Annotated in this window: 21 protein-coding genes and 1 pseudogene; 5 read left to right on the top strand and 17 right to left on the bottom strand. The window is 66.4% G+C overall.

Annotation, left to right across the window (positions count from 1 at the left end):
* Positions 1-142: pseudogene (locus ACIQ67_RS01270) on the bottom strand (branched-chain amino acid ABC transporter permease); the annotation flags it as partial.
* A 312-nt stretch (positions 143-454) separates the two neighbouring features.
* On the opposite strand from ACIQ67_RS01270, the gene ACIQ67_RS01275 reads away from it, so the two are divergent.
* Entirely contained in the window at positions 455-2320 is a 1866-nt protein-coding gene (locus ACIQ67_RS01275) for an ATP-binding protein (RefSeq protein WP_397532531.1), read from the top strand.
* Positions 2313-3665, top strand: a complete 1353-nt coding sequence (locus ACIQ67_RS01280) for a sigma-54-dependent transcriptional regulator (protein ID WP_397532532.1) — start codon at positions 2313-2315, stop codon at positions 3663-3665. The genes ACIQ67_RS01275 and ACIQ67_RS01280 overlap by 8 nt, the downstream gene beginning before the upstream one ends.
* A 6-nt stretch (positions 3666-3671) precedes the next feature.
* On the opposite strand, the gene ACIQ67_RS01285 is transcribed toward ACIQ67_RS01280, so the two are convergent.
* From ACIQ67_RS01285 to mltG, 8 genes are all read right to left on the bottom strand, one after another.
* A complete protein-coding gene (locus ACIQ67_RS01285; RefSeq protein ID WP_397532533.1) occupies positions 3672-4574 on the bottom strand; it encodes an amino acid ABC transporter substrate-binding protein in 903 nt (300 codons plus the stop codon).
* 136 nt (positions 4575-4710) lie between these two features.
* Entirely contained in the window at positions 4711-4953 is a 243-nt protein-coding gene (locus tag ACIQ67_RS01290; RefSeq protein WP_397532534.1) for a hypothetical protein, read from the bottom strand.
* 170 nt (positions 4954-5123) lie between these two features.
* The gene (locus tag ACIQ67_RS01295; RefSeq protein WP_397532535.1) at positions 5124-5741 is read right to left on the bottom strand and encodes an ankyrin repeat domain-containing protein; all 618 of its coding nucleotides are present in this window, start codon (positions 5739-5741) and stop codon (positions 5124-5126) included.
* A gap of 23 nt (positions 5742-5764) precedes the next feature.
* Positions 5765-6541 (bottom strand): TatD family hydrolase, encoded by a 777-nt coding sequence (locus ACIQ67_RS01300; protein WP_397532536.1) that lies wholly within the window; start codon positions 6539-6541, stop codon positions 5765-5767.
* 43 nt (positions 6542-6584) lie between these two features.
* On the bottom strand, positions 6585-6992 hold the full coding sequence (locus tag ACIQ67_RS01305; RefSeq protein WP_397532537.1) for a PilZ domain-containing protein: 408 nt from the start codon (positions 6990-6992) through the stop codon (positions 6585-6587).
* 118 nt (positions 6993-7110) lie between these two features.
* Positions 7111-8142, bottom strand: a complete 1032-nt coding sequence (gene holB / locus ACIQ67_RS01310) for a DNA polymerase III subunit delta' (protein WP_397532538.1) — start codon at positions 8140-8142, stop codon at positions 7111-7113.
* Positions 8136-8747 carry a dTMP kinase gene (gene tmk, locus ACIQ67_RS01315; protein ID WP_397532539.1) on the bottom strand — a complete coding sequence of 204 codons (612 nt, stop codon included), beginning with the start codon at positions 8745-8747 and terminating at the stop codon, positions 8136-8138. Before tmk ends, holB begins: the two co-directional genes overlap by 7 nt.
* A 3-nt stretch (positions 8748-8750) precedes the next feature.
* Positions 8751-9791 carry an endolytic transglycosylase MltG gene (gene mltG / locus ACIQ67_RS01320; RefSeq protein ID WP_397532540.1) on the bottom strand — a complete coding sequence of 347 codons (1041 nt, stop codon included), beginning with the start codon at positions 9789-9791 and terminating at the stop codon, positions 8751-8753.
* 47 nt (positions 9792-9838) lie between these two features.
* On the opposite strand from mltG, the gene ACIQ67_RS01325 reads away from it, so the two are divergent.
* Together ACIQ67_RS01325 and ACIQ67_RS01330 are read left to right on the top strand one after the other, a co-directional pair.
* The gene (locus ACIQ67_RS01325; protein WP_397532541.1) at positions 9839-10789 is read left to right on the top strand and encodes a YgfZ/GcvT domain-containing protein; all 951 of its coding nucleotides are present in this window, start codon (positions 9839-9841) and stop codon (positions 10787-10789) included.
* Entirely contained in the window at positions 10786-11061 is a 276-nt protein-coding gene (locus ACIQ67_RS01330) for a DUF4936 family protein (RefSeq protein ID WP_397532542.1), read from the top strand. Before ACIQ67_RS01325 ends, ACIQ67_RS01330 begins: the two co-directional genes overlap by 4 nt.
* Positions 11062-11092: 31 nt before the next feature.
* Here ACIQ67_RS01330 and ACIQ67_RS01335 read toward each other — a convergent pair whose 3' ends face one another.
* The 3 genes from ACIQ67_RS01335 to ACIQ67_RS01345 all read right to left on the bottom strand — a co-directional run bounded on the left by ACIQ67_RS01335 (position 11093) and on the right by ACIQ67_RS01345 (position 13639).
* The gene (locus ACIQ67_RS01335) at positions 11093-11773 is read right to left on the bottom strand and encodes a hypothetical protein (protein WP_397532543.1); all 681 of its coding nucleotides are present in this window, start codon (positions 11771-11773) and stop codon (positions 11093-11095) included.
* A gap of 67 nt (positions 11774-11840) precedes the next feature.
* Positions 11841-12734, bottom strand: a complete 894-nt coding sequence (locus ACIQ67_RS01340; protein ID WP_397532544.1) for a YbgC/FadM family acyl-CoA thioesterase — start codon at positions 12732-12734, stop codon at positions 11841-11843.
* Positions 12731-13639 carry an alpha/beta hydrolase gene (locus ACIQ67_RS01345; protein ID WP_397532617.1) on the bottom strand — a complete coding sequence of 303 codons (909 nt, stop codon included), beginning with the start codon at positions 13637-13639 and terminating at the stop codon, positions 12731-12733. The genes ACIQ67_RS01340 and ACIQ67_RS01345 overlap by 4 nt, the downstream gene beginning before the upstream one ends.
* A 126-nt stretch (positions 13640-13765) precedes the next feature.
* On the opposite strand from ACIQ67_RS01345, the gene ACIQ67_RS01350 reads away from it, so the two are divergent.
* Positions 13766-14914: an iron-containing alcohol dehydrogenase gene (locus ACIQ67_RS01350; RefSeq protein ID WP_397532545.1), complete on the top strand. Its 1149-nt coding sequence runs from the start codon at positions 13766-13768 to the stop codon at positions 14912-14914.
* Between the two features lie 5 nt (positions 14915-14919).
* On the opposite strand, the gene ACIQ67_RS01355 is transcribed toward ACIQ67_RS01350, so the two are convergent.
* The 5 genes from ACIQ67_RS01355 to xerD all read right to left on the bottom strand — a co-directional run bounded on the left by ACIQ67_RS01355 (position 14920) and on the right by xerD (position 21137).
* Positions 14920-16377: a TrkH family potassium uptake protein gene (locus tag ACIQ67_RS01355; protein ID WP_397532546.1), complete on the bottom strand. Its 1458-nt coding sequence runs from the start codon at positions 16375-16377 to the stop codon at positions 14920-14922.
* Positions 16378-16385: 8 nt separating this feature from the next.
* Entirely contained in the window at positions 16386-17801 is a 1416-nt protein-coding gene (gene trkA / locus ACIQ67_RS01360) for a Trk system potassium transporter TrkA (RefSeq protein WP_397532547.1), read from the bottom strand.
* A 96-nt stretch (positions 17802-17897) separates the two neighbouring features.
* Positions 17898-19214, bottom strand: coding sequence for an isocitrate lyase (aceA, locus tag ACIQ67_RS01365; RefSeq protein ID WP_397532548.1), 1317 nt, complete (start codon positions 19212-19214; stop codon positions 17898-17900).
* A gap of 282 nt (positions 19215-19496) precedes the next feature.
* The gene (locus tag ACIQ67_RS01370) at positions 19497-20099 is read right to left on the bottom strand and encodes a MarC family protein (protein ID WP_397532549.1); all 603 of its coding nucleotides are present in this window, start codon (positions 20097-20099) and stop codon (positions 19497-19499) included.
* A gap of 138 nt (positions 20100-20237) precedes the next feature.
* Positions 20238-21137 carry a site-specific tyrosine recombinase XerD gene (xerD, locus tag ACIQ67_RS01375; protein WP_397532550.1) on the bottom strand — a complete coding sequence of 300 codons (900 nt, stop codon included), beginning with the start codon at positions 21135-21137 and terminating at the stop codon, positions 20238-20240.
* Between the last annotated feature and the right edge of the window lie 95 nt (positions 21138-21232).

Genomic DNA, 21232 nt, shown 5'->3' on the forward strand with positions numbered 1-21232 from the left:
GCGCCCCAACCATCAACACCTCGCCGTGCGCGAAGTTGATCAGGTTGATGATCCCGTACACCATCGTGTACCCCAGCGCCACCAGCGCATACATGCTGCCCAGCACCAGACCGTTGATGATCTGTTGCACAAAAGTTTCCATGGCTCAGACTTTCTTTTCGGACGGGTGTGCCGCCTCACGGGAAAGCACATTTGCAAGCCATGTGCCAAGCGGCGCAATGCGCGGGTAATCACCGACAAATCTCGCCAAATTGAGGCGTGCCCGGCCGTGTTTCCCCGCCTCAGTGCACGATGCACCGCGGCATCGTGTGGATTTCCGCCCGCCATCCAAGGCCCGCTGTGCGGATTTCCGCACAGCGCTGCAGACGCAGGCCTGACCGCGAAGAACTAAGCGAACGCGCGCTGCAGCGAAAGCGTTTTCCAGTCCCATTTTTTGGGCAAACTACGGCCCTTCATGCCCCTGCCGAACGTTCTGACGACCTCCCGAACGCTGCGCCGACTGTCGCAGCGCCTGAGTCGCCCCAGCCTCTATGTCTACCTGACCCTGGCAATGTCGGCGCTCGGGCTGCTTATGGGGCACCAGCTAAGCCAGTCCGCCGGCATGACCCAGCTGACCGCCGTAGCGGGCGAGCGCCTTGAGCTCTATGCCGCTTCGCTTGAGGCGGAGTTGGCCCGCCATGCCTATCTGCCCAGCCTGATCGCGATCGATGCAGATGTCCGGACCCTGCTTGATGCGCCCGATGATCGCGAGATGTCTGCACGCGTGACGCGCAAGCTGGCCGCTATCGGTGTGCGTTCGGGCGCCCGGCAGCTGCTGATCCTGGCGCCCGACGGCCGGCTGCTCGCCGACAGCCAGGGGCAGACCGGCCAAGCTGCGCCTGAGCTGGTACGCGCGCTGCTGGATGGCGCGGGCCACTACTTTGCCAAGGATGCGCGCACCGGCAGCAGCACGGACTTCGTCCAGTTGCATGCCCTGCGCCGCCAGGGCCGCCTGATAGGCGTCGTCGTTGTGCGCATCAACCTGGCCCCGCTGGAGGCCACCTGGGCCGATCTTGGGCTGCGCTCGCAAAGTGAAAAGCTGTTGGTGCTGGACGAGCAGGATGTGGTGATCATGTCCTCGGTGCCGGGCTGGCGCTACCGCACGCTGGGAGCGGTCGACGCCGATCGGCTTGCGCGCCTTCAGGCCACCGAGCGCTATGGCAGCCAGGCGCTGCAGAGCCTGGGCATCGAGCGTGAATCACTGGCGCAGGTGGACGCCAGTCTGTTGCCAGTCCCCGGCGACGGCAATGCCCTGAGCACGGCGAGCACGCGCCTGTTGGCACAACAGCGCAGCGTGCCACCGCTTGGGCTGCGACTGGTCACCCTGTCCGACCCGGCCGAAGTCTGGCGCCAGGCCCGCTATGCCGCCTGGGGCGGCGCGGCCTTCGGCGCCAGTCTGGGCCTGTTGGCGCTCTATCTGGCCTCGCGGCGGCGCGCGCTGCAGCAGCTCTTCCAGGCCAAGACCGAACTGCAGCTGGCGCATGGCCAGCTGGAAAAGCTGGTGGACGAACGCACGGCCGAGCTGCGCAGCACCAATGCCGAGCTGAAACGCCAGATCGCCCAGCGCCTGCGCGCCGAAGACGAGCTGGTGCAGGCCGGCAAGCTGGCCGTCCTGGGCCAGATGTCTGCGGGCATCTCGCATGAGCTGAACCAGCCGCTGACCGCGCTGCGTGCGCTGTCGCGCAACACGCAGCTGCTGCAGCAAGGTGGCCGCCACGAGACAGTGGCCGAGAACCTGCGCACCATCGATGCCATGGTCGAGCGCATGAGCCTGATCACGCGCCAGCTCAAGAGCTTCGCGCGTAAGGCCGAGTCGGCAGCCGCCGCGCCAGTGTCGCTGGCCGCGGCGGTGCGCAATGTGCTGCTGCTGCTGGAGCACCGCATCCGTGCCGAGAAGGTGAAGCTGCGCATCGAGGTGAGCGAAAGCCTGCGCGTCAACTGCGACCCGAACCGGCTGGAGCAGGTGCTGCTGAATCTGTGCGCCAATGCGATGGACGCGATGCAGGGCAGCGGTGATGAGCGCGAGCTGGCCGTCAGCACCGAACCCGGCGGCCAGCGCGTGCGGGTGCGCGTCGCCGATACCGGCAGCGGCATCGCGCCGGCGCTGATGTCGCGCCTGTTCGAGCCCTTCTTCACCACCAAGCCGGCCGGTCAGGGCCTGGGGCTGGGGCTGGTGATCTCCTCGAAGATCGTGCACGAGTTCGGCGGCAGCCTGCTGGCCCTGCCTGGCGAGGTGGGCATGGTGTTTGAATTCGACCTGGAGTTGGCAAAGCATGTTTGAGGGCTATCGAATCGTGTTCGTCGAGGATGACCCGCCGGTGCGGGCAAGCCTGACGCAAACGCTGGAGCTGTCCGGCTTCGAGGTGCAGGCCTGTGGTTCGGCCGAGGAGGCCATGCCCTTCATCGTGCCGGGCGCGCCCATCGTCGTGATCACTGATGTGCGCCTGCCCGGCATGGACGGCCTGGCGCTGCTGGACCGTGTGGTGGCCACCGACGACGGCATCCCGGTAGTGCTGGTCACCGCGCATGGCGACGTGGCGATGGCGGTGGGCGCGATGCGCGCCGGCGCCTACGACTTCATCGAAAAGCCCTTCGACCCCGAACGATTCGTCGACACCGCGCGCCGCGCGCTTGACAAGCGCCTGCTGCGCTCGGCCGTCGACGACCTGCGTGAGCAGCTGCAGCAAGCCAGCGGCATCGAGGCCGTGCTGCTTGGCCAGTCGCCGGCAATGCAGCAGGTGCGGCGCCAGATCCTGAACCTGGCCTCAACTTCGGCCGATGTGATGATCCTGGGCGAGACCGGCACCGGCAAGGAGTTGGTGGCGCGCTGCCTGCACGACCACAGCAAACGGCGCGACCGCAACTTTGTGGCCATCAACTGCGGCGGCCTGCCCGAGAACCTGTTCGAGAGCGAGTTGTTCGGCCACGAACCCGGCGCATTCACCTCGGCCGCCAAGCGCCGCATCGGCAAGATCGAGCATGCCAACGGCGGCACCTTGCTGCTGGACGAGATCGAGACCATGCCGATCTCGATGCAGATCAAGCTGCTTCGCATCCTGCAGGAACGCCGCGTCGAACGCCTCGGCTCCAACGAGGAGCTGCCGATCAATGTGCGCTTCATCGCCGCCACCAAGGCCGATCTGCGCCAGCTTGGCGAGCAGGGCCAGTTCCGCGGCGACCTCTACTACCGCCTGAACGTCGCCAGCTTGGTGCTGCCGCCGCTGCGCGAGCGGCGCGAGGACATCCCGCTGCTGTTCCAGCATTTCGTCGCACAGGCCGCAGCACGCTACGAACGCGTGCCGCCCGAACTGACGCCACAGCGCCTGCGTGAGCTGATGGCGCATGACTGGCCCGGCAATGTGCGCGAGATCCGCAATGCTGCCGACCGCTTCGTGCTGGCGCTGGGCGACGAGGCACAGGGCGCGCCGCTGATCGAGCCCGCGCCACCCAGTCTGGCGCGGCAGATGGACCTGGTTGAGAAGACACTGATCGAGCAGGCGCTGCGCCGCACGCAGGGCCGCATTCCAGCCACGATGGAGTTGCTGGGCATCGCCAAGAAGACGCTGTACGACAAGCTGCACCGGCACGCGATCGAGCTGGAGCGCTTCCGGCACGGACCCGACTGAAAACGTCTACTGGTACTGCGCCGGGTCCGGTGAATCGATCGGCCGCTCGACGACGCGCTGGAAGGCCGGGCTCATTGGCAGGCGCAGATTGGTGCCCCGGGGCGGGATCGGTGACTCGAACCAGCGGCGGTAAATCGTGTGGATCTCGCCGCTGCGATAAAGAGCCGCCAGCTCGGCATCGACCAGGCGCTTGAAGCCGGGATCACGCGGCGGCAGGCCGATCGCATAGGGCTCGACAGTCAGCGCCTGGCTGGACATCTGGAAGTCTGCGCCATCCGGTGCATCAGCCATCAGGCTGGCCAGCAGCACATCGTCCATCATGAAGGCATAGGCCCGGCCGGACTGCAGGGTGCGAAAAGCCTCCTGGTCGTCCTGCCCGAGCAAGATGCGCATGCCCAGGGCCTGTCGACTGTTGAGTGCGTGCAGATACTGGATGCTGGTGGTGCCCAGGGTGGACACCACCACCTTACCGCGCAGATCGTCCACCTCCTGCAAGCGGGCACCACGGCGCGCCAGCAGCTTGGTCTCAGCCACGAAGGTCGTCACGGAAAAGGACTGGTTGCGCGCGCGCTCGGCGGTGTGCGTGGTGATGCCGCATTCAAGATCCAGCGTGCCATTGGCCACCAGCGGCATGCGTGTGGCCGAGCTGACCGGCACGCGCTTCACCTCAAGCTCGTTAAGACCGAGCTGCTTCTTGACCGCCTGGATGACCCGCTCGCACAGCTCGATCGAATAGCCGATGGGCTTGAGCCGGCTGTCCAGGTAGGAAAACGGCGGCGAGGTAGCGCGATAGCCCATCACGATGACGCCGGTATCGCGGATACGCTGCAGCGTCGGCGAGTCGGCACTCTGCGCCTGGCTGTGCCCCCATGAGCCAAGGGCCAGCATCAGCGTCAATACCAGCGGCAAGCGCCGGCGGCTTTGTTTGGGGCGGCAGAAATCGAATACACGCATCGGAGCAGGCGCCAATCATGCAGGCGACGACTCCATGCGGTCACGCCCTGGGCTGCATTGTCCCAGCTGCGGCCCGCAGAGGCCTGAGGCCTCAGTTGTGCATGGTTTCGATCGACTCCAGGACATCCAGCTCAGGCTCGATGACGCTGTCCTCGATCTCGGCGTCGAACTCGTCGAGCTCGTTGCCACGGCGTGCAATCAGCGGCTTGTCCAGCGGGCGACAGATGCGGCTGTGCAGGCGCTTCAGGCGCTCAGAACACTCGACCTCGCGAGCGATGCGCTCAGGGTCAAGCAGCATGGCGAAGGGATTGGCGATCTGGGTCTCGTGACGCATGGTGCGGCTCCGGTCCGTGGTTTCAGGATGTAAACCACTGTAGAGCGCCCCCCTGCGCTCTTGAAGTCGGCCCGACGCCAAAGCGCGTGTCAGCCGAACTCCTACAAGACTGCCATCCGCGCGGCCTCCGCCTGTCGTCCTGATGAAGCCTGGTCGGCTTCGGATCCGCCTCAGCGCCGGCCACCCTCCAATTGCTGGGCCATCCGGTCATGGCCGGCACGGCGGGCGAAATCGGCTGCCGTCAGTCCTTGCTGGTTGCGCCGCGTCGGGTCGGCACCGGCCTTGAGCAGATGCTCGACGCTGCTGAGCGGCCCATAGCCGGCGGCCATCATCAGCGCGGTCGTTCCGTTGGGCGACAGCGCTTCGATCTCGGCGCCCTTGGCCAGCAGCCAGCTGACCAGTTCAGGTGATGGGCCGCTGGCCGCGTAATGCAGGGCGTTCCAGCCGGGCTCATTGATCAGGGCACCGCGCGCGACCAAGGCCTCGGCCCAGTCGATACGACCTTTCAACGCTGCCAGCATCAAAGGCGTCTCGCCGGATTCGTTGATCGCATTCACATCCAGCCCTGGATGCTCAAGCAGGCTCTTGACGGCGCGGTCAGACTCTTGGCTCAGCGCGATGTGCAAAGCCGACTGGCGCTTGGCATTGCGCGCGTTCGGGTCTGCGCCGCGGAGCATCAGCACCATCACGCGCTTGCCATCGTCGCGCTGGGCGGCCAGCAGCAATTCGTCCTCGATCTCGCCTGCCAGCAGGGCCGACGCGTGCAAGGCCAGCCCGAGGGCCACCATTGCGCAAAGGACACCCCCGCGTCTCATGGCATGCCGAACAGCCGCCGGGTGTTGGCCGTCGTCTGCGCCGCGATCTCGTCCACCGGCAGGCCGCGCAGCTCGGCCAGGCAGGCCGCCACATGCGGCACATAGGCAGGACTGTTGGTCTTGCCGCGGTAAGGCACCGGCGCCAGGTAGGGGCTGTCGGTCTCGATCAGGATGCGCTCCAGAGGCAGTGCGGTGGCCACGTCGCGGATGGACTGCGCATTCTTGAAGGTCAGGATGCCCGAGAAGGAGATGTAGAAACCCATCTCGACCGCCGCCTGCGCCACCGCCAGGTCTTCGGTAAAGCAATGGAACACGCCGCCGGCCTGCTCACCGCCCTCCTCCACCAGCAGCTTCAGCGTGTCAGCGGCACTGCTGCGGGTGTGGATCACCAGCGGCTTCGCGACCTGACGGGCGGCACGGATATGGGTGCGAAAGCGCTCGCGTTGCCACTCCATCTGCTCCAGCGTGCGGCCATTCAGGCGGTAGTAGTCCAGGCCGGTTTCCCCGATGGCCAGCACCTTGTCCGATGCGGCGGCTGAAACAAGCTCGTCAATGGTCGGCTCATGCACCTCCTCGTTGTCCGGGTGCACGCCGACACTGGCCCACAGCTGCGGATGCGCTTGCGCAATCGCATGCACCGTCGGGAACTCCTCCATCGTCGTGCAGATGCACAGCGCTGCCTCCACCTGGGCGGCGCCCATGGCCTGCAGGATCTGCGGCAGCTGCTCGTGCAGCTCGGGAAAGCTCAGATGGCAATGGGAGTCGATGAACATGTCAGGGGAAGAAACAGGAGGAGCATGGGCAGGCGCCCGCGACTCAGAGCGTCTGGGTCGGTTTGGCGGAAGAAATCGAGGTGCCCAGCAGTTCTTCGATCTTGAGCTTGATGAGGCGGGTCTTCTCGTCCGCCGGGAAGCGCACCCCCACGCCCTGGGTGCGGCCGCCTGAAGCATTGGTCGGCGTCAACCAGGCCACCTTGCCAGCGACCGGGTAGCGTTGCTGGTCATCCGGCAGCGACAGCAGCAGGTAGATGTCCTCGCCCAGCTTGTAGTCGCGTGTAGTCGGAACGAACAGGCCGCCATCGGTGAACAGCGGAATGTAGGCGGCGTACAAAGCGCCCTTCTCCCGGAACACCAACTGAATGACGCTGGGCCGGGCACCGCCGGCCGCAGCCTGGCCCACGGCCGCCAGGGCCGCAGCTTGAGGTTTGGCAGGGAGCTCGCTCATGGCATCCAGTGTAGCGAATGCCCCGGCGCGCTCAGGCGCGCAAAAGCCGGGTCAAGCACAGGTTTACAGGGCAAATTGCCGGCATGCCGCCCACTTGGGCTGCCAGCACGGCAGGGATTCAGGCACGCCGGCTGCCCGGTCGCGCTGGCTTGAGCGCTGCCTGCCCTTGTAGCACCAGCGATTCCAGCAGCAGGCCCGCGTTCAGCGGATGCTCGGCGTGGCGTGCGGCGCGCTGAAGCACCTGGGCCCAGGCCAGCAGCGGCTCGGGCTGGCCGGGCGCTGGCAGGCTGTCAGCCGGGAAGTAGCTGGGCGCGGCGCCATGGGCACGCCGCAGCAGGTCGTGGCACAGGCGCTGCAGCGCGTCGATCGCGCGCGGCACCGGCCAGTCGCTGATGGCCGACACCTCACCACGCGCCAGGCGCGCCGGCAGCTGCAGCCAGGCACTCGCCTGCAAGCCGGCCTGTGCCCAATCCCGCGCCTCCTGCGGGCGGCCACCGGCGCCGGCCAGCAAGACCTCGGCCTGGGCAATGCCCTGCTGCTGAAGCCAGGCCAAGGCCTGTGCAGGTGCCGGCAGCGCCAGCGGCAGCGGCTGGCAGCGGCTGCGGATGGTCGGCAGCAGGCTCTCAGGCGCTGTGCTGGCCAGCACAAAACGCAGCTGGCCGGCCGGTTCTTCCAGCGTTTTCAGCAAGGCATTGGCGGCCACGGTGTTGAGGGCCTCGGCCGGGAACAGCAGCACCACCTTGGCCCGCCCGCGCGCCGAAGTGGCCTGGGCGAAGCTGAGCATGGCGCGCACCGCATCGACCTTGATCTCGCGGCTGGGTTTGGTTTTGCTTTCCTTGGTGCTGCCGCCCTCGCCTTCGTCCCCATCCCAGCCCAAGGTCTCGCGCAGGGCATCAGGCACCAGCAACTGGAAGTCCGGGTGGGTGTGTGACTGGAACAGGCGGCAGCTGGCGCACTGCCCGCAGGCCCAGCGTGTCGCGGGCTGCGGCGACTCGCACAACCAGGCTTGCGCCAGCAGCAGGCCGAGCTCGAACTGGCCCACGCCCGCCGGCCCCTGCACGAGCAAGGCATGCGAGCGCGCGGTAGCCAGGGCCTGGCTCAGCGGTTCGGCCAGCCAGGGCAGCGGCAGCTGACCATCGGCGCCTACCATCCGCGCGCCTCCATCACGGCGTCGATCTGCGCGGCCACCTGCTCGATGCTCTGTGCCGCATCGATGCGGGCAAAGCGCTGCGGCGAGGCGGCGGCGCGTGCCGCATAGCCGGCGCGCACGCGCTCGAAGAAATCCAGATCCTGCTGCTCGAAACGATCAGCCGCGCGTGCTGCCGCCCGGCGCGCCGCCGCCATCTCGGCCGGCAGATCGAACCACAGCGTCAAGTCGGGCTGCCGCCCGTGCTGAACCCATTGCTCCAGCGTGCCGAGAACGGCCAGGTCCATGCCGCGGCCGAAGCCCTGATAGGCAAAAGTGGCGTCGGTGAAGCGGTCGCAGATCACGGTGTGGCCGGCAGCCAGCGCCGGTTCAATCACACGCACCAGGTGGTCACGCCGGCCGGCAAACACCAGCAGCGCTTCGGTCAGGCCATCCATGCCGCTGTGCAGGAACAGGCCGCGCAAAGCCTCGGCCAGCTCGGTGCCACCCGGCTCGCGGGTGTTGACGAGGGTGGCGCCACGCTGGCTGAAACGCTCGGCCAGACGAGCGATATGGGTAGACTTGCCGGCACCGTCGATGCCTTCGAATGAGATGAATCTGGCGCTCAAGACTTAGCGGCCCCGCTGGAACTTGTTGACGGCGCGATTATGCGCGGCCAGGTCTTCGCTGAACTCGCTGCTGCCATCTCCGCGGGCGACGAAATAAAGCGCGCGGCTCGCGGGCGGATGCAGCGCCGCCTGCAGCGAGGCCGCGCCCGGCATCGAGATCGGCGTCGGTGGCAGGCCACCACGGGTGTAGGTATTGAAAGGCGTGTCGGTCTGCAGATCGCGCTTGCGGAGATTGCCGTCGAAGGCTTCACCGAGCCCGTAGATCACCGTCGGGTCGGTCTGCAGCAGCATGCCGATGCGCAGGCGGTTGACGAACACCGAGGCCACCATCGGCCGGTCGCTCGGCGCGCCGGTTTCCTTCTCGATGATGGAGGCCAGGATCAAGGCTTCATCCGCACTCTTCAGCGGCAGGCCATCGCTGCGGCCAGCCCATGCGGCGTCCAGCCGGCGCTGCATCGCCGCATGGGCGCGCTTGAGCACCGTCAGATCACTGACGCCGCGGCTGTAGGCATAGGTGTCCGGAAAGAAGCGCCCTTCGGCGGCCAGTCCGCCAGAACCCAGCGCCGCCATGATCTCGGCCTCGCTCATGCCGGCTGTCAAGGGTTTGAGCGACGGCGCCTTGGCCAGGGCCGCGCGGAACTGGCGGAAGGTCCAGCCCTCGATCAGCCGCACCTGCTCCAGCACCTCATCGCCGCGCACCATCTTGGCCAGCAGCTCGCGCGGCGTGATGCCCACGTGCACCTCGTAGCTGCCGGCGCGGATCTGGCGCGCCTGGCCCGACCAGCGGAACCATTGGTAGAGCAGCCGCGCATCAGTCTGCACGCCAGCCGACACCCAGGCCTGCGCCACCTCGCGCGGCGGCGTGCCGGGCTCGACCGACAGCTCGACGGCCGCGCTGGCCAGTGACAGTGGCTTCTGCAGCCACCACCAGACGCCGGCGGCAGCCCCGCCGGCCAGCACAGCGGCCAGGATCAGCAGCGCCAGCAGGCCCTTGAACAGACCCAGCCGGCCCGATGCTTTGCGTTTGCGGTGATTGCGGACCAAGACCCGAGCTTCCCTAGGTGATGCGGGCGCTGATCATAATCTCGCCCATGAACGACGATTCCATCTTGAGCACCGGCGGCGCGCTGCGCCTGCATGATTGGGGCGTGATGCAGGCCCAGGGCGAGGAGGCGGCGAAGTTCCTGCACGGTCAGCTGACCCAGGACATCGCGCTGCAAACCCCGCCCCAGGCCCGGCTCGCGGGCTACTGCTCGGCCAAGGGCCGCTTGCTGGCCACGCTGCTGGCCATCAAGCCAGGCGCGGACACGCTGCTGCTGGCGCTGCCGACTGAGCTGCTGCCACCCACGCTCAAGCGCCTGTCCATGTTCGTGCTGCGCGCCAAGTGCAAACTCAGCGATGCCAGCGCGCAGTGGTCGGTCTGGGGTCTGGCTGGCGCCAGCGCGAAGGCGTGGCTCGGTAGCGCCGCTCCGGCTGCGGTCTGGGCGGTAAGCCCGCAGGGCGAAGGTTATGTGGTGCGCCTGCCCGATGCCGGCGACGCTGCTGACGGCGCTGTGCCCCGCTACCTGCTGGTGCAGCCGGCAACGGCCGCCGCACCCGCCCTGCCCGAACTGGCGGCTGCCGACTGGCAGTGGCTGGAGGTGCAGGCCGGCCTGGCCTGGGTGCGCAGCGCCACGGTGGAGCAGTTCGTGCCGCAGATGCTGAACCTGGAGCTGCTGGGCGGCGTGAACTTCCAGAAAGGCTGCTATCCGGGCCAGGAGGTGGTGGCGCGCAGCCAGTACCGCGGTACCGTCAAGCGCCGCACCCAGCTGTTTGCCGCCGAAGGGGCATCGGCCAGCATCGGTCAGGAGATCTTTCACAGCGAAGATCCCGATCAACCGGCCGGGCTGGTGGCCGCTGCTGCCGAGCGCCAGGGGCAGGTCTTGCTGCTGGCCGAGGTGAAGCTGGCGGCGCTGGAGACCGGCTCGCTGCATCTGGGCAGCGCGGCCGGCCCGCGCCTGAGCCGGCGCGCCCTGCCCTATGTGGTGGGGGAACCGCAATGAGCAGCCAAACCGCACTTGAGATTTACGTCTATTACCGTCTGCAGCTCGATCAGACGGCGGTGGCCCGCGCCGCCTTCGATGCAGCACGGGCCGGCGCGCCGGTGCGCGTGCTGCAGCGCCATGACAGCGATCCGCTGATGGTCACCTGGATGGAGATCTACGGGCCGGGCATCGCCGACCCGCTGCAGCTCGAACAGCACATCGCGAATGCGATGGCGCCCTTTGTGCAGGGCTTGCGCCACCGCGAGTTGTTCACGCCGCTCAAGGACTGAGCGGCCGCCGCGCTGCCGTTCGTCTGGCCGTTCAGAGGCCAAGACCGTAGCGGCTGATGCCGGCGCTCCACAGCGTGCTGCCGCTTGCGCGACCGACCGAGAGGCTCAGCCCCAGGACATCCGGCTGCAGCCACACGAAAGAGCCCAGCGTCCGCTGCGCCGCCGCCAGGCCGGTTCGGCGCAGCGGGCTCTGCAGTTCCGCGAACAGCTCGGTGCGCTCGCTCGCCTGGTAGCTGAGTCCGAGCCCTGCGCTGCCTGTGGTGTTGCCGGAACGCGAGGGCGTCCTGCGCTCGCGCTGCGTGCCCAGATGCGCATTGACGACCCAGCGTTCGCCGAGTTCCAGAGAGGCCATGCCGGTGAGGCTCGCGTCGCTTGAATGCCAGGCCTTGCCAGCAGGCCGTTCATAGCCCATAGCCAAATTGAGCTCGAAGGACAGCGGTCCCAGCGCAGTCGGCCATTGCCAGCCTTCAGGGGCCAGTTTCAGGCTGAGCCCGGCACTGCGCTGCCACTTCGGATCGCCAGCCTGGTAGCGCGTCAAATCTATACCCAGCTCGACGCCGGGCCACACGCCGCAGGCCTGCGCGACCGACCAGGATCTGTCCTGGTCTTCACGCTCGCCCCAAACCTCGACCAGGCAGCGCCCGGCCTTCACACCTGTACCGTCCTCACTGGTGATCGGGCGGCCGGCGTGGGCGGCCAGTGGCAGGCTCATGACGAGCCCAGCTAGCCACAGCAGCGGTAGCAGCGGCGGCAGTAGGGCACGCGTCCGCACGCTGTCTCTACAAAGCACGCACCATCTCCACATGCGCGATGCCGGCTTCTTCGAACACGGTGCCGCGGCGCTGGAAGCCGGCGCGGGCATAGAAGCCCTCGGCAGACAGTTGGGCGTGCAGCAGCACCTCGCGGTAGCCGCGCTCGCGGCCGGCGCGCATCAGCGCTTCCAGCACCTCGCGGCCGACGCGGCTGCCGCGCAGCGCCGGAATCACCGCCATGCGGCCGATCTTGGCCACACCGGGCACATGTTCCAGCAGGCGCCCGGTGGCCAGCGGACGCCCGAGGCGGTTGCGGGCCAGCGCATGCAGGCAGCTCTCATCCGCGCTGTCCCACTCCATTTCGGCGGGGATCTTTTGTTCATCGACGAAGACCGTCTGGCGGATCGGCCCGGCCTCGGCGCCCAGCTCGGCCCAGCTGCCCATGCGCAGCTGCAGCATGGCCTCGCCCTTCTCGTAGCCCAGCAGCAGATCGCGTAGCGCCTGCGGCACTGGCTTGGACGTGCGCTGGACCGCATCGGCGAACACATAGATCAGTTCGCCATGCACCAGGCAGTCCGCGCCGCGGAAAACCGCGCAGTGCAGCGTCATCGAGCTGGTGCCGACGCGCTCGCAGCGCACGCCCACATCCAGCAGCTCGTCGTAGCGCGCCGCATCCAGGTATTCGAGCGTGGCCTTGCGCACAAACAGGTCACCATCCAGGGCCTGCATCGTCGGCGCATAAGGCAGGGCCAGCGCGCGCCAGTAGCCGCCGACCGCGGTGTCGAAGTAGGTCAGGTAATGGCCGTTGAAGACGATGTGCTGGGCATCGATTTCGGCCCATCGCACGCGCAGCCGCTCGAAAAAGCGGAAGTCGTGACGCTGGGGCATGGCACTCGTTTCCTTGCGGGCAGATGGGTTCATGGCTTGAGCGCCTCCTTGAGTGCCAGGCCGCAGGCATCCAGGGCCTGCAGGGCTTCGGGGATCTGACGCCCCATCTTGATGAAGTCGTGGGTCACGCCGCGGTACAACTCCAGCCGCACCGAGCCGCCATTGGCACGCAACAGGTCGGCGTAGGCGATGCCTTCGTCCACCAGCGGATCGCACTCAGCCAGCACGACACAGGCCGGCGCCAGGCCACTGTGGTCGTCGGCCAGCAGCGGCGCGAAGCGCCAATCGTTCCGGTGGTGGTGATCGATGTAGTGCTCGAAGAACCAGGCAATGGCCGCAGCATCGAGCAAGAAGCCGTTGGCGAAGAACTTGTGCGAAGCAGTGTCGGCATGGGCCGTGGTGCCGGGCGTGATCAGCAGCTGCAGCGCCAGCGGCATGCCCAGGTCGCGGGCGTGCAAGGCGCACACCGCGGCCAGCGTGCCGCCAGCGCTGTCGCCGCCGACCGCCAGCCGTGTCGCATCCAAGCCCAGGCTATGGCCCTCGGCGGCCAGCCAGCGCATTGCCGCCCAGCAGTCGTCGACCGCCGCCGGGAAGCGGTGCTCTGGCGCCAGGCGGTAGTCCAGCGACACCACTGCAGCGCCGCTGCGCAGGGCCAGCTGTCGGCACAGACTGTCATGCGTCTCGATGCCGCCGATGGTGAAGCCGCCGCCATGCATGTAGAGCAGCACCGGCAGGCGCTCGGTGCTCGGCGCGTAGAGGCGCGCCGGCAGCGCACCGTCAGGGCCGGGGATCTGCAGGTCTTCGACGCGCGGCAGCGGCGCACGCGGCAGGTCCATGATCTCCGCCCCCACGCGATAGGCAAGGCGCGCGTCGCGCGGCGTCAGGCTGTGAAACGGCGGCCGCTTGGCGCGGTGGATGCGCTCCAGCACGCCAGCCATGCGCGGTGTCAACAAGGTGCTACTCAAAAGGGGCTCCGCAAAGGTACGCTCGCTGCCCACAGCCTGGGCGCCAGCGTGCAAACAAGCGCGCCAGTGTGCCAGAGCAACAACAAACCAGGAGACCCCATGGCGCTGATCCACTACCTGACCCAGATCCATCTCGATTTCGGCGCAGCAGCGCTGCTACCGCAAGAGTGCGAGCGGGTCGGCATCAAGCGGCCGCTGGTCATCAGCGACGCTGGCGTGCGCGCAGCCGGTGTGCTGGACCAGGCGCTGGCCGTCTTTGGCAGCGACGCCCCGCCGGTCTTCGACGCCACGCCGGCCAACCCGACCGAGGCGGCGGTGCGCGCCGCGGTGACGCAGCTCAAGGCCCTGGGCTGCGATGGTCTTGTGGCGATTGGCGGCGGCTCCAGCATGGATCTTGCCAAGGGCGTGGCGATTGCCGCCACCCATGAAGGAGCGCTGAAGACTTACGCCACCATCGAAGGTGGCAGCCCCCGGATCACGAAAGCAGTGCTGCCGCTGATCGCCGTGCCGACCACCGCCGGCACCGGCAGCGAGGTGGCGCGCGGCGCCATCATCATCGTCGACGATGGTCGCAAGCTGGGTTTCCACAGCTGGGAGCTGATGCCCAAGTCCGCCCTGTGCGACCCGGCGCTGACACTCGCACTGCCGCCTGCGCTGACGGCCGCCACCGGCATGGACGCAATCGCGCACTGCATGGAGACTTTCATGTCAGCCACCTTCAATCCGCCTGCCGACGGCATCGCCTTGGAAGGCCTACGCCGCGGCTGGGCGCATATCGAGCGCGCCACGCGCGACGGGCAGGACCGCGAAGCGCGGCTCAACATGATGAGCGCCAGCATGCAGGGCGCAATGGCCTTCCAGAAAGGGCTGGGCTGCGTGCATTCGCTCAGCCATTCGCTCGGTGGCGTGAACCCGCGCCTGCATCACGGCACGCTGAACGCGTTGTTTCTGCCGGCGGTGGTGAAGTTCAATGCCGGCGCTGACAGCCTGCATGAGGACGGCCGCTTGGTCCGCATGGCCCAGGCGATGGGCCTGCCGGGCAGCGACGCCGCGGGCGAAGATATCGCCGCGGCGCTGCGCCAGATGAATGCCCGGCTGGGCCTGCCGACTGGGCTGGCCGCGATGGGCCTCACCGAAGACCTGTTCGAGCGGGTGATCGACGGCGCGATGGCCGACCATTGCCACAAGACCAACCCCCGCCTGGCCACACGCGGGGACTACCGGGTCATGCTGCAGGCCTCGATGTAGCCCGATCAGCGGCGCCAGAACTGCGGTGTAAACAGAACCAGCAGGCTCAGCAGTTCGAGGCGCCCGAGCAGCATGCCGAAGGTGCAGACCCAGGTCTGGAAGTCCGTGAGGACGCCGTAATTGACGGCCGGCCCCACATCGCCCAGGCCCGGGCCGATGTTGTTGACACAGGCAATCACAGCGGTGAAAGCGGTCACCGGGTCGAGCCCGGAGAACAGCAACAGCATCGTGAGCCCCACCAGCGTGGCGCCGTAGATCATCATGAAAGCGATCACGCTCTGCATCACCTTGTTGCTGACCACATTGCCGCCGATCACCACCGGATTGACCACATTGGGGTGAACGATGCGCACCAACTCGCGCTGCGCCTGCTTGGCCAGCAAGAGCATGCGGATCATCTTGATGCCGCCGCCAGTCGAACCCGCACAGGTGGCGAAGCAGCCGAGCAGGATCATGCCCAGGGCCGCAAAGGCGGGCCACTGCGCATAGTCGTAGGAGGCATAGCCCGTCGTGGTCGCCAGCGAGACCACGTGGAAAGCGGTGTGGCGCAAAGCCTCTTCAAAGCTGGGATAAACCTGATGCGCTGACAGATACAGGGAGATGAACAGGATGCTGCCCAGCACCACGGCGTAGAAGGCTCGCACCTCGACATCGCGCCAAAGCACGCTGAGCGAGCGCTGGCGGAACGCCACGAAGTAGAGCGCGAAGTTCACGCCCGACAGCATCATGAAGACGATGGCCACGGCCTCGATGCGAGCTGAGTCCCAGAAGCCGAAGCTCAGGTCATGCGATGAGAAGCCACCCAGACCCATGGTCGAGCACATGTGCATGAATGCATCGGCCCAGCTCATGCCGGCCCAGGCATAGGCGAAGAAGCACAGTACCGCGAGCGTGAAGTACACCGTCCACAAACCGCGCGCTGTCTCTGCCATGCGCGGTGTCAGCTTGCTGTCCTTCAGCGGGCCGGCCGACTCGGCCTTGAAGAGCTGCGCGCCGCCGACGCCCAGCATCGGCAGGATGGCCACGGCCAGCACGATGATGCCCAGGCCGCCGACCAGCATCATGAAGCAGCGCCACACATTGACGCTCAGCGGCAGATGATCCAGACCGGTGAGCACGGTGGCGCCGGTGGCGGTGAAGCCGGACATGGCCTCGAAATAGGCATCGGTGATGCTGAGATCGGGGATAGCCAGCCACAACGGCAAGGCGCCAAAGACCGGCAGCAGCATCCAGGTCAGGCCGACCAGCACGAAGCCGTCGCGCGGCTGCAGCTCACGCCGGAAGCGCCATGTGGCCAGACTCATCAGCAGGCCGGCCGACAAGGTGACGGCGGTGCCGACGGCAAAGGCCTCTTGGGCGGCGTCCTGACCGAACCAGGCAAAGCCCAGCGGCACCAGCATCAAGAGGGCGAACAACACGACCATGCGGCCCACCAGGGCGATGACGGCAAGTGGATAGGACATGGGCGAAATCAGAACAGGAACGTGGCGCTGACCTGGAACAGCTTCTCAACTTCTCGCACCATGCGCCGGCGCGGCACGAACACGATCACATGGTCGCCACTCTCGATCACCGTGTCATGGTGCGGGATGATCACCCGGGTGTAGACCTCGGCGTCGTGGATGGTGCGCACCAGGGCTCCGATCTGAGCGCCTTTGGGCAGCGCCAGTTCCTCGATGCGCCGCCCCACCACCTTGGACGATTTGCGGTCGCCATGGGCCACCGCCTCCAGGGCTTCGGAGGCACCACGACGCAAGCTGTAGACCGCCTCGACATCGCCGCGGCGCACATGCGCCAGCAATTCACCGATCACGGTCTGCGCCGGCGACAGCGCGATGTCGATCTGCGTGCCTTGCACCAGATCAGCGTAGGCACGTCGGTTGATCAGCGAGATCACCCGCTTGGCGCCGAGGCGCTTGGCCAGCAGGCAGCCCATGATGTTGTCCTCATCATCATGGGTGAGCGAGATGAACAGGTCCACCTCCTCGATGCTCTCGCGCTCAAGCAGTTCCTCGTCGGTGGAATCACCGTTGAGCACCAGCACCTCGCTGCGCAACTGGGTGGTCAAGTACTCGCAACGCTGCAGATTGGCCTCGATCAGCTTCACATGACAGCTGTCCTGGATCTCCCGCGCCAGGCGAAGGCCGACACGGCCACCGCCGGCAATCATGACGCGACGCACGGGTTGGTCACGCATTCGCAAGGCATCAAGCACGCGCCGGATGCTGCCAGTGGCCGCCAGCACGAACACCTCGTCACCTGGCTCGATGCGCGTGCGGCCATCGCAGACGATGCGCTGATCCTGCCCCTGCTCGTTCTTGCGGTAGAGGGCCACGATGCGCATCTCGATCTGCGGCACCAGGTCGGGCAGCTCTGAAATGATGTGGCCCACCATGGCACCACCGCTCACGGCGCGCACGGCGATCAGACTGACCGCGCCGCCAGCGAACTCCAGCACCTGCAGCGCTTCCGGATATTCGATCAGTTTGCGGATGTAGGTGGTGACCGAGGCCTCGGGGCAGATCACCTGGTCCACCGCAAAGCCCTCCTTGCCCATCAGCGGGCTGCCCTGGCTGAACTCGGGCGAACGGATACGCGCGATCGTGGTGGGAATGTTGAACAGGTCGTGCGCCAGCTTGCAGGCCACCAGATTGGTTTCGTCGGCCGGCGCGCAGGCGATCAGCATGTCCGCATCGCGCGCGCCAGCGGCCTCGAGAACGCTGGGCTGAATGCCGTTGCCCGCCACGCCGCGCAGGTCCAGCCTGTCCTGCAGATCGCGCAGCCGTTGCGGGTTGGTATCGATGATGGTGATGTCGTTGCGCTCCGACACCAAGCTCTCGGCCACGCTCTCACCGACGCGTCCAGCGCCGAGGATGATGATGTTCATGAAATCATCATACGGGCCCACCGCAAGGAAAAAGCCCACCGGCTTGCGCGCGGTGGGCCTGTGCGTTCAGCACCGAGGCGCCCGTGGCGCCGCGTTTCAGTGGAACTGCTCTTCTTCGGTCGAGCCGGTCAGGGCCTTCACCGACGAGGAACCGCCCTGGATCACGGTGGTCACGTCGTCGAAGTAACCCGCGCCAACTTCCTGCTGGTGCGACACGAAGGTGTAGCCCTTGTCGCGCGCCTTGAACTCCTGCTCTTGCACCATGTCCACGTAGTGGCGCATGCCTTCGCCGCGGGCGTAGGCGTGAGCGAACTGGAAGGTGTTGAACCAGTTGATGTGGATGCCGGCCAGCGTGATGAACTGGTACTTGTAGCCCATCTCGGCCAGCTTCTGCTGGAACTCGGCAATGGTCTTGTCGTCCAGGTTCTTCTTCCAGTTGAAGGACGGCGAGCAGTTGTAGCTCAGCAGCTTGCCCGGGCAGGCGGCGTGCACCGCTTGCGCGAACTCACGGGCGAAGCCCAGATCCGGCGTGCCGGTTTCGCACCACACCAGGTCGGCGTAGGGCGCGTAGGCAACACCGCGGCTGATGGCCTGCTCCAGACCGTTCTTGACCCGGTAGAAGCCTTCTTGCGTGCGCTCGCCGGTCAGGAAGGGCTTGTCGTTGGCATCGTGGTCGCTGGTGATCAGGTTCGCGGCTTCAGCGTCGGTACGGGCCAGCACGATGGTGGGCACGCCCATCACGTCGGCAGCGAAGCGTGCCGAGATCAGCTTCTCAATGGCTTCCTGGGTCGGCACCAGGACCTTGCCACCCATGTGACCGCACTTCTTGACGGCGGCCAGCTGGTCTTCGAAGTGCACGCCTGCAGCGCCGGCAGCGATCATGTTCTTCATCAGCTCGAAGGCGTTCAGCACGCCGCCGAAACCGGCTTCCGCGTCAGCCACGATGGGCAGGAAGTAGTCGATGAAATCCTTGTCGCCAGGGCCGATGCCGCGCGACCACTGAATCTCGTCAGCACGCTTGAAGGTGTTGTTGATACGGCGAACCATGGTCGGCACCGAGTCGTAGGCGTACAGCGACTGGTCGGGGTACATGGTCTCGGAGGTGTTGCCGTCGGCTGCGACCTGCCAGCCCGACAGGTACACGGCTTCCAGGCCGGCTTTGGCCTGCTGCATCGCCTGACCGGCGGTGATCGCGCCGAAGGCGTTCACATAGCCCTTCTTGGCGCCGCCGTTGATCTTGTCCCACAGCACCTCGGCACCACGCTGGGCCAGCGTGTACTCGGGCTGCAGGCTGCCGCGCAGACGGACTACGTCAGCGGCGCTGTAGCCGCGCTTGACGCTCTTCCAACGGGGGTTTTCAGCCCAGTCCTTTTCGAGGGCGGCGATTTGCTGTTCACGGGTCAGCTTGGTCATGGAGATCTCCTGCAAAGCGGTGGGTAGGAAAAACAAGAACTCAACGGCTCAAGATTAGTCCTGTTGCTCGCTCAGCGGAAGACTTATGTCTTATATAAGACTAAAAGTGTTTTCCTTTTAAATCAATAACTTAAGAACACAATTTCTGATTGCGAAATCAAACTCATCATAATGAGAAAAAATGTCGCGGCGCAGCATCATGAAACACCACGATGTGAAAGCGCCTTTTCGTATCGTGCAATCAGCACTGCTGGCCTGCACGCGCCTGGCCAGCGTGGCCGCTCAGAGGCCGCCAACAAAGTAGCGCTTCAGTCCAGCCAGCACCATTTCCACCGCAATCGCTGTCAGCACCAGGCCCATCAACTTCTCGATGGCAGACACCACGGAATCACCAAGGAGCTTGCGGATGCGGTCCGCCAATACCAAGGTCAGGCCCGAGACCACCATCGCCGCAGTCAAGGCACCGATCCAGTCGAAGATGCGCTCGGGCTGGCGCGACGCAAGCAGCAAGACGGTGGCCATGGCTGAAGGGCCGGCCAGCAAGGGCACGGCCAGCGGGAAGATCAGAGGCTCACGCCCAGGCTCGACACCATATGCCGATTCGCCCGCGCTGCCGAAGATCATGCGGATCGCGATGATCAGCAGGATCACGCCGCCCGCCACCTCGAGCGAGCGCTCGGACAGATGCATCAACTCCAGGAAGCGCCCGCCCAGAAACATGAAGGCGAACAGGACCAGGAAGGCAATGCCGACCTCACGCAACGCCACCCAGGCACGACGTTCCTTCGGCACCTCGCGCATGATGCCGATGAAGATGGGCAGGCTGCCGAGCGGGTCCAAGACCAGCAGAAGCAGGACGAAGGCGGAGAGAAAGCTGTGATCCATGGACACGATTGTCCGGCGGACAGCGCTGAACAGGAAGCCGTACCCCTCAGGTCGCGCCTACCTCAGCCTTGCCGCTTGCAGGCGGCCAGTCCTTCGCGCGGCTTCGCGGAGTGCATTGTCACTCTGCTCGGTCCGCGCTCAGCCACGTGGATGATGGTGGGCGTGGAGGGTTTTGAGGCGCTCGCGGGCCACATGGGTGTAGATCTGGGTTGTCGACAGATCGGCATGGCCCAGGAGCATCTGTACGGCGCGTAGGTCGGCGCCGTGATTGAGCAGATGGGTGGCGAAGGCATGCCGCAAGGTGTGCGGTGACAGCGGTGCGGTGATGCCCGCCAGCACAGCGTACTTCTTGACCAGCTTCCAGAACATCTGCCGGCTCATTGCCTCACCCTGGACGGTGACGAACAAGGCATCGCTGCGGCGCCCGGCCAGCAGCACCGAGCGCGCCTCCTGCAGATAGCGCATCAGCCAACTGTGGGCTTCCTCACCGAAGGGCACCAGCCGCTCCTTCGCTCCCTTGCCGGTGATGCGCAGCACAGCTTCCTTGAAGCCCACATGCACGCTCTTGAGCTCGACCAGTTCGCTGACGCGCAGGCCGCTGGCATACATCAGCTCCAGCATCGCACGGTCGCGCAGGCCCAGCGGCGCCTCCACATCCGGCGCCATCAGCAAGGCCTCGACCTGGGCCTGCGACAGCGTCTTGGGCATCCGCAGAGGCTGGCGCGCATTGACCAGCCTGAGCGTCGGATCCTCACTGAGCCGCCTCTCACGCAGGGCCCAGCGGTAGTAGCGCTTGAAAACGCTCAGACGCCGGTTGGCGCTACTGCTCTTGCTACCCGCATGCCGGGCGCTGGCATAGCCCAGAAGATCCAGCTCACGCGCCTGATCCAGCGTGCGGCCCTCGTCTTGTGCCGCCAGCCAGTCGGCCAGCAGCCCCAGGTCGCGCCGGTAGGCGGCCAAGGTGTTGGCCGAGAGCCCGTCTTCCAGCCACAAGGCCTCGACGAAGCGGCTCAGCGATGTTTCGCTGTCAGCGCGCATCGGGCCATGCTGGAGGTTCTTGCTTGCAGCGGTCTTGGGCATTCGATGAAAAAGGGCGCACGCGGCGCCCTTGTCGACAGAGTAGTCACGGACTC

Origin of the sequence: Roseateles sp., assembly GCF_044373315.1 — a bacterium.
Lineage (GTDB): Bacteria > Pseudomonadota > Gammaproteobacteria > Burkholderiales > Burkholderiaceae_C > JACDQM01.

Excerpts from the sequence above, each read along its gene's own strand:
- ACIQ67_RS01370 (WP_397532549.1), bottom strand. The coding sequence starts at position 20,099 with ATGGATCACAGCTTTCTCTCCGCCTTCGTCCTGCTTCTGCTGGTCTTG.
- aceA (WP_397532548.1), bottom strand. The coding sequence starts at position 19,214 with ATGACCAAGCTGACCCGTGAACAGCAAATCGCCGCCCTCGAAAAGGAC.
- ACIQ67_RS01345 (WP_397532617.1), bottom strand. The coding sequence starts at position 13,639 with ATGGCTGGCGTGCTGGAGCGCATCCACCGCGCCAAGCGGCCGCCGTTT.
- ACIQ67_RS01295 (WP_397532535.1), bottom strand. The coding sequence starts at position 5,741 with ATGGTGGCCCTCGGGCTGGCCTTGCACGCGTCGGCCCTGCTGGCAGGC.
- ACIQ67_RS01275 (WP_397532531.1), top strand. The coding sequence starts at position 455 with ATGCCCCTGCCGAACGTTCTGACGACCTCCCGAACGCTGCGCCGACTG.
- ACIQ67_RS01335 (WP_397532543.1), bottom strand. The coding sequence starts at position 11,773 with ATGAGCCTGCCACTGGCCGCCCACGCCGGCCGCCCGATCACCAGTGAG.
- trkA (WP_397532547.1), bottom strand. The coding sequence starts at position 17,801 with ATGAACATCATCATCCTCGGCGCTGGACGCGTCGGTGAGAGCGTGGCC.
- ACIQ67_RS01280 (WP_397532532.1), top strand. The coding sequence starts at position 2,313 with ATGTTTGAGGGCTATCGAATCGTGTTCGTCGAGGATGACCCGCCGGTG.
- holB (WP_397532538.1), bottom strand. The coding sequence starts at position 8,142 with ATGGTAGGCGCCGATGGTCAGCTGCCGCTGCCCTGGCTGGCCGAACCG.
- ACIQ67_RS01330 (WP_397532542.1), top strand. The coding sequence starts at position 10,786 with ATGAGCAGCCAAACCGCACTTGAGATTTACGTCTATTACCGTCTGCAG.
- ACIQ67_RS01355 (WP_397532546.1), bottom strand. The coding sequence starts at position 16,377 with ATGTCCTATCCACTTGCCGTCATCGCCCTGGTGGGCCGCATGGTCGTG.
- ACIQ67_RS01340 (WP_397532544.1), bottom strand. The coding sequence starts at position 12,734 with ATGAACCCATCTGCCCGCAAGGAAACGAGTGCCATGCCCCAGCGTCAC.
- ACIQ67_RS01350 (WP_397532545.1), top strand. The coding sequence starts at position 13,766 with ATGGCGCTGATCCACTACCTGACCCAGATCCATCTCGATTTCGGCGCA.
- ACIQ67_RS01290 (WP_397532534.1), bottom strand. The coding sequence starts at position 4,953 with ATGCGTCACGAGACCCAGATCGCCAATCCCTTCGCCATGCTGCTTGAC.
- ACIQ67_RS01325 (WP_397532541.1), top strand. The coding sequence starts at position 9,839 with ATGAACGACGATTCCATCTTGAGCACCGGCGGCGCGCTGCGCCTGCAT.
- xerD (WP_397532550.1), bottom strand. The coding sequence starts at position 21,137 with ATGCGCGCTGACAGCGAAACATCGCTGAGCCGCTTCGTCGAGGCCTTG.
- ACIQ67_RS01300 (WP_397532536.1), bottom strand. The coding sequence starts at position 6,541 with ATGTTCATCGACTCCCATTGCCATCTGAGCTTTCCCGAGCTGCACGAG.
- ACIQ67_RS01305 (WP_397532537.1), bottom strand. The coding sequence starts at position 6,992 with ATGAGCGAGCTCCCTGCCAAACCTCAAGCTGCGGCCCTGGCGGCCGTG.